This is a genomic window from Kribbella pittospori (assembly GCF_004331465.1).
Classification (GTDB): Bacteria; Actinomycetota; Actinomycetes; order Propionibacteriales; family Kribbellaceae; genus Kribbella; species Kribbella pittospori.
Genome location: NZ_SJKB01000002.1, coordinates 784,586 through 790,926 on the forward strand (window position 1 = coordinate 784,586; position 6,341 = coordinate 790,926).

8 protein-coding genes are annotated in these 6,341 nt (G+C 66.8%); 1 reads left to right on the forward strand and 7 read right to left on the reverse strand.

Annotated features, from left to right (window positions below; genetic code table 11):
- Positions 1-39: 39 nt before the first annotated feature.
- Both E0H73_RS10370 and E0H73_RS48355 read right to left on the reverse strand, forming a co-directional pair.
- Positions 40-390, reverse strand: a complete 351-nt coding sequence (locus E0H73_RS10370) for a hypothetical protein (RefSeq protein ID WP_131353258.1) — start codon at positions 388-390, stop codon at positions 40-42.
- The gene (locus tag E0H73_RS48355) at positions 383-613 is read right to left on the reverse strand and encodes a colicin E3/pyocin S6 family cytotoxin (RefSeq protein ID WP_131353259.1); all 231 of its coding nucleotides are present in this window, start codon (positions 611-613) and stop codon (positions 383-385) included. Before E0H73_RS48355 ends, E0H73_RS10370 begins: the two co-directional genes overlap by 8 nt.
- 304 nt (positions 614-917) lie before the next feature.
- Between E0H73_RS48355 and E0H73_RS10380 the strand changes: the two genes are divergently transcribed.
- Positions 918-1,892, forward strand: coding sequence for a hypothetical protein (locus E0H73_RS10380; RefSeq protein ID WP_131353260.1), 975 nt, complete (start codon positions 918-920; stop codon positions 1,890-1,892).
- A gap of 200 nt (positions 1,893-2,092) precedes the next feature.
- Here E0H73_RS10380 and E0H73_RS10385 read toward each other — a convergent pair whose 3' ends face one another.
- From E0H73_RS10385 to E0H73_RS45795, 5 genes are all read right to left on the reverse strand, one after another.
- The gene (locus tag E0H73_RS10385) at positions 2,093-2,383 is read right to left on the reverse strand and encodes a hypothetical protein (protein WP_131353261.1); all 291 of its coding nucleotides are present in this window, start codon (positions 2,381-2,383) and stop codon (positions 2,093-2,095) included.
- Between the two features lie 719 nt (positions 2,384-3,102).
- A complete protein-coding gene (locus E0H73_RS10390) occupies positions 3,103-4,182 on the reverse strand; it encodes a M48 family metalloprotease (RefSeq protein WP_131353262.1) in 1,080 nt (359 codons plus the stop codon).
- A 396-nt stretch (positions 4,183-4,578) separates the two neighbouring features.
- Positions 4,579-4,917 carry a hypothetical protein gene (locus E0H73_RS10395; protein ID WP_131353263.1) on the reverse strand — a complete coding sequence of 113 codons (339 nt, stop codon included), beginning with the start codon at positions 4,915-4,917 and terminating at the stop codon, positions 4,579-4,581.
- Positions 4,918-4,985: 68 nt separating this feature from the next.
- Entirely contained in the window at positions 4,986-5,900 is a 915-nt protein-coding gene (locus E0H73_RS10400) for a hypothetical protein (RefSeq protein ID WP_131353264.1), read from the reverse strand.
- Between the two features lie 60 nt (positions 5,901-5,960).
- The gene (locus tag E0H73_RS45795; protein ID WP_165555572.1) at positions 5,961-6,134 is read right to left on the reverse strand and encodes a hypothetical protein; all 174 of its coding nucleotides are present in this window, start codon (positions 6,132-6,134) and stop codon (positions 5,961-5,963) included.
- Positions 6,135-6,341: the final 207 nt, after the last annotated feature.

The following is a 6,341-nucleotide window of genomic DNA, read 5'->3' on the forward strand; positions in this document are numbered from 1 at the left end:
TTCGGCGAGCCGCTGTCGCCGGCGCGGGTATGGGCAAATCTAGTCGGATTCCTGTAGACGGCCAGTCTGCCGTAGCCAGTCGAGTACTGCGTCGGCATCCTCGCTAGCGGTCGTGCGAGCGGCCAGTGCGAACTCGTCCCGGCTTTGAAGCAACTCCTCGACGGGTCGCCCGTATCGGTGCGCGGCAACGATGAAGCGTAGTGACTCAGGCTTCTCTGCCCACAGCGCACCTTCGGAAGGCTCAAACCCGAGGAATTCATCAAGGCTCAGCGGTCCGGTATCCGTGCGTCCATCCGACTCATGCCACTCGTCAACCCAGTCATCGACATCATCGAGGAGCGCGGAGCCGGATAGGCAGGCTGACACGAACGTCTGATGGTGACTAGACATCAATTCTCCTTCCCGGGACCGCAGGTCCGATCCGTTGACCCGTTCTCGCCTCGAAGACGCCCACATGGCGCCCACGCTTGTTGTAACCCTCGATGTGCCCGTGCAGCGAGTCCCACTCCCAAAGCCGCGATCCGTCTGCGCTCGCCCAGCGCAACCCGCCACGCCGTACAAGCTTAATCTGAGTATCCAGGAAACAGGGGGTCGGACGTGGTATTGGAGACATGGTCCTCGTGTCGTGACTCGCGGGGCAGCCCAGGGTAGCGGGGCGGATACAGCATGACTAGGGTCAGCGTCGCTGTTGCCTCGTCGCCTCGATTGCCGCGTCCCCTCATAGGGTCTTTCCTGGAGGCCGCCGCGCAAAGACAATCCCGGGGCTCAGACCGACGACCACGAGCGGGCCGGCAGGCGCGCCTCGATGCACACGGTTGCGGCGTCCACGATGTAGGGGTGGCGCTGAGCACCTGCGCGGACGTGGACACGCGCCGGAATGGGGTCGAGCACGTCCACCTGTATCGGAGAATGTAGCCATGGAACGGCCGATCGACTTCTCGCGCGACCGGTACATGTTGTGCGGGGGCTGCGGTCTGCGATTCCTCGTCGATCTGGACTGGATCGACCGATGGGAGCAGGGACAGGAAAAGTGCCCCGGTTGCCGCATGACGTGCGAGCACGAGGACGCACCGCGGGTAACAGTCGATCCCGCCGACCTGGCGCTGGACGACAGCGTCACGCGGCTGTTCTGGTACCACACCAGCACGCAGCCGGATTGGCCGACGAAGGACTTCGACCCGGCGGCCGGTCTGACCGCTGAGACCCGGCGGCTGATGGGTGGAGACAGACGGGTCGCCGCCTGGGCCGAGAGTCAGCGGGCGAAGGCTCTCCACGTCGGCACGTACGAGGCCGCGATCCACAACATGCTGCGGCGCATCGACGACCAGGCCGATCGCGGCAGCCAGTTCTACCTCTACCGCGTTCACCTCGAGCCGACCACCGCGGTGAGAGACGGCTGGATCGTCGACCCCAGCGACTTCGCCGGCGACGTGATGCTGCACGATGTCTGCCCTCCGGGGATCAACGCCGCCCGCTACCTCAACTACCACGAGGACCCCGGAGGAATCACGCTGGCACTGGGACGCGACGCGATCGCCAGCGTTCAGCGGGTCGCCGTCCCAGCGCCTGACGCCTGCGATATCGGCTGGGTCCATGCAGCAGGCATCGCTCTCTGCGACGCCACGGAGGAGGTCCCCCCGCCTGCCGACTCTTTCAGCCGGTTGCGGCGGTTCCAGCCATCACCGCAGGCCTTGGTTGGCGGGAAACTTGCGGAGGACCTCGCCGCCCGGCTACCGATCAATCTTCAGCGGCAGTTCACGTCAGCTACGGGGTTCGGTGACGGTGCCGACCCGGCGCAATGGGCGCGTCGGACAAGCGGTCTCATCGCCGCGATTGAGAATCCGATGCATATGCTGGCCTTGCTGGACGGCCAAGAGTGCAGACAGCTCTGAGCGCGGACGCCCCATGGGACATCCTTCACTCGCCAGGGGCACGGGTTGTCGAGCCTCCGACCGGCGTCTCCCGTCACTCCAACATCCGGAGGTAGTAGTCAACTCACGCGAGCTGCCGCCGCTCCTGAGCGTGTTCGGCGTCTGCATAGGTCATGGCCAGCCGCCGTCGAACGATGAGCTGCATGAACTTCGCGTACAGGCTACCGATCCGGCTCCGCCAGCCGGCGTAGGAGGTTGGCCAGCAAGATCACGGCGTCGGCGGCCAGACCTGCGTCGCGCCGCGTAGGTGCATCCTGGTGCTTGATCCGCTGGGATAGCTCGATCGCGGCGCGGATGAGACTGACGATGGATGTGTGCTCGCCTGGCAGTGCAACCTCGACATACCGACCGAGTCGCTGCTTCGTGTTGGCCGCCGGTGGCTCGCTCTCTCCCGGCCGTAGGTGGAGGGCCGGGTCGTACACCTGGCGGCTCAGCGCCTCTGTGAGCGCCACGCAGCCGAGTCCAACAGCGCGGTACTCCTGCGGGGTCTTTGCTCGCTGAAATGATCGCCGAATCTCCCGGATCTCCTCATCAACGGCCGGCCATCCGGTGGTGGACCGCTCTGAAACAGGTTCCGCGAGGCTGGACGTGGCAGCCTGTGCGGCCAAGGCTGCAACCTGCTCCTGCAGCGGCCCGAAGAACTCTTGCAGGATCTTCGTACGTGCAGCCCAACCACCGCTGCCGGCCGCGCCGTTGCGCTTCCAGTAGCCGCGGAAGGTCGCGAAGTCCCGGAATGGCCAGTCGGTGTGGGGAACGCCGAGCCGGTCGAGTATGGGGGTGAGGGTGCTCAGCGTCTGACGAATTTCCTCTTCGGTGAGCTTGTTCGCTCCGTCTGTTCCGAACCGCAGAAATTCGTCGTGAGCCAGCTGCAGCAGGGCGGTGCTGCATCGATGTCGGAGTACTTCGTACTGCGGCCGTACTGGAGTTGGTCCAAGAGCTGGAAGTTCAGCTCTCGGGCTCCGAGACCGAACAGCCCCTGCGAGGGATCGGTAAAGAGGTCGTCAACACGCACATGCACCAGGGTCGCGGCTCATCGATCGCCCGTAAAGGTGAATACAGCGCTGCCTAGTCGACCTTGCGGGCCAGCGCGGCTGACGCGTTGTCGCGCTGCGCGATCTCAGCAACCGCGGCCTTGTCTTTCATCACGTCTTTCTGCGCAGCATCTCCTCGTCTAGCGCGGCTGGTGGCTGTTGTGCTGGGCCGAGGCGAGCAACCGCTCGAGCGCGCGCAGGCGGGCCGAGTCGAGCGGTTGAGAGTCTTGCAAGCCCTGTTGCGGGGCTGAAGCCCATGCTTGGGCGCGTTGGTATTCCCGGCCGGTGAAGACCTCCGCCATTGCGGGGCCGTATCCGAGATCGAACGCGATCCGGTCGGCGTACATCTCCGACGCGCGGGCGGCGGCGGGAACGACGATCGGCGCGACCAGCGGTGAGAGCAACAGCACGATTTCGCTGGAGAACCCCCAGAAGGCCCACGCACCGAGGATGCCGATTGTCCAGACCGCCGCGAAGACCTTCACTAGGAGACTGAGCACCGGGAGTTTCCAGCTCGCCCGGATCGCCTTGCCCATCATCCGGGCCGGCAGCGACAGGCAGTAGATGAACAGCGAGACCGGCCGGGGCAGCGCCAGCCGGTGCGCCAGCTCGTGCGCTAGGACCGCTTCGAGGTTGTGGGCCGGGAGGACGAGAGTTGACCAGCTCGTGACGGCGACCGTTGATCCGGCGGTGGCCGGCGCGGTCGCCTCCGGTCCTTCGTGGATCCACACCCGGTATCGGCTGGGATCGACCCCGGCCGCGAGGCAGACGGCGAAGCATGCCGGGCCGATGCGTTGGCTCTCCAACCCGTTCGGGGGCCGCAACCGCCACACCTTCCAGGCCAAGAGCTCCTCAACGCGAGGATGCAGCGAGCCGACCGCGACCGCCGCCCACAAGACCATGACAATCGCGTAGACGGTCGTGCTCGGGGTGCCGATGAGTTGAATGGACAGCCACGACCAGTACAGCCACGGCAGCGCCATCACCAGCTCGGTCAGGCCGGAGACTTCCCACCTCCTGCCCTTTCCCGCGGGAGGTAGGCGGAGCTGTTGCGGGACGGGTGCGGCGGGTCGCCGTGGCAGAGGCTCGGGCGGTCGACCAGGGCCGGCGGCGGGGGTGGGCGGCTGACCGGGCCGGATCGACGGCAGCGGCGGAGGGACCCGCGGAGCGAGGGGGTTCAGCGGGCGGCGGTTGTGATTGTTGCTGTTGGCCCCGTTCATCTGTCGGAGAGTAGTTGCCTAGACACGGATTCGAACAGTGGTTTTGCAATTTTGTTGCCATCATCCCTGGCCTGTCCCCGGGGGAACGATGCCCGAGATCGTCAGCGGTCGGTTCACGCATCCGCGCTGGATGAGTGCTTTCTCGGCCAGTTCTCGCCGGCGGTCCAGATCCAGCGATGGCCTCCCGGCGTCTCTTGCCGGTAGGCCAGTGGCCAGCCGCAGAATTCATCGGGTGTTCGGCCCATGAGTTCGGCTGCGTGGCGGCAGTCGTGCCATTCGGTGACGTAGAAGGCCTGGCGGTCCCACGGGCCGCCCGCCAGAGTGATGACCGGTTCTCGCAGTGGACCAGGCATCACCACACCTCCCGTACGTCATTCGCTTGCCCGGCGCAACCCGTCAGAACTGCTCGACACGGCGCAGTTCGGCCTGCGGAACCCACGCGACCCTGCCGCCCGGTCCGCGGACGCGGCCGACCCAAGTTCCTTGCTCGAAGATCCACGCGTCGAGCCAGCCCGCTAGCTGCGAGGCCGTCTCGACGGCGACCGGCGGATCAACCCGGCGGTTGTGGTCGGCCGACCGCGGCCCGTACACGTCGTACTGCAACTCAAGGTCCGCGGCGAGCTTGTGGGCGGCTTCTTCGGTCAGCCCGGATCCGCGGTTGCCGTTGGCGGCGTTGTCCCAGACTGTCCAGTCCTGGTCGCCGTCACCGCTGCGCACGTTGAACCGTCCTACCATAGCCTCATCATGACATTATTCGAACCTATGTTCTAGTCGCCGATGTGACTGGATGCCCGGCGATCAGGTCACTCCATCGCGGTCAGACGCTGCTCCTCGCTGTCGAGCCGCTTTCTGACAGCGGCGGCGTTGCGAGCGGCCTGGTGGAAGGCGCGTTCTAGGCGTCGGGTTTGCTTGCGCGCTTCGCGCAGCGTCTGGCGGGTCTGTTCGAGTTGGTCGTTGAGTCGGACAAGGTCGGCTTCGAGGTCGGCGATGCGATGCTGGTGCGCGTCGAGCACCTGGCCGGCGTGCTCGTGCTCGGTCGCGGCAAGTGTGTAGTCCGCTTCTGCCTCGTCTCGGCGTTTCCGCTGGGCGGCTCGGCGCTGCTTGAGCGTGTGGTCGACTGGCGAGCGGCCCGTCTTTGCGGTCGGGCGCTGCATGGTCGTCGACGTCTGGCGTTTGCGCGGCGGTGCGGAGCGGCGTACGACGCGTGGCCTGATCGGGGCGAGCTGGACTGGGTCGCCGTTCTCGTCGACCACGCCGAATCCGACGTGCCGAAGGGCGCTTGTCAGCTGTCCGGAGCGGAGGAGTTGCGCGGCCGCGGGGTCGACGAGGGCGGCGTCGAGGGTCTCCGTGAGTCGTTCCGTGGTCTGGGGCGTGACCCGGCGACCGCCGGCGGCCTGGTCGCGCGCCACCCGGACCAGGCTGCGCACCAGGTCATGGCGCTGGTGGGTCAGTTCGCGCCTTCGGGTGCTGTCGGACGACAGGTAGGTCTCGCGCAGCTGTTCGCCGAGCTGGGTCAAGGCGTGGATGCCGTCGGGATCGATGCGGACCAGCTGGTTGGCCAGCCAGGCCGACACGGTCGGCTTGCACAGCGCCGCAACCGCGGCCGCGGTCTGCTGGTCTCCGGCCTCGCGGGCCGCCTTGGCCAGCTGGTTCCGGGCGCCGATGAACTGCTCGGGCATCAACCCGTACAGCTCGACCACCGCGGCGCCCGTCTCCATTTTCCCACCATGCGTTGAGCATGCCGTCGTCGGCAACGCCCGCCCGCGTGGACCGCCCGGCTAGCCCTCCGGGTTCAGCGGCCGTAGATTGGCCGCGGCGAACCACCCCTCCACAGACTCCGGCCGGCGCAGGTCAGGCACGTACACGACCCGCGCCTGCCACTCCCCCGACGAGGTACGGCGCCACTCGAGAATCAACCCCGGCCACGGACCCCGCTCGCGAGCCGTCCGCATCACCCAGCAATGCCGACGCTGGCCATCCGGCGGCGGCTCCCGCGGGTAACGGCGATTGGTCCCCCTCTCCTCAGATTAGAACACCAGTTCGAGTAACCGCTCGACGGACTAGACGGTATGAAGTGACCGCTCGGGGTTGCTGGGTGGTTGCGGGCCGGGGCCTCACTCGCACAGATTCGTGGGTTGCCGAGTAGGGGCTGCCTGCTC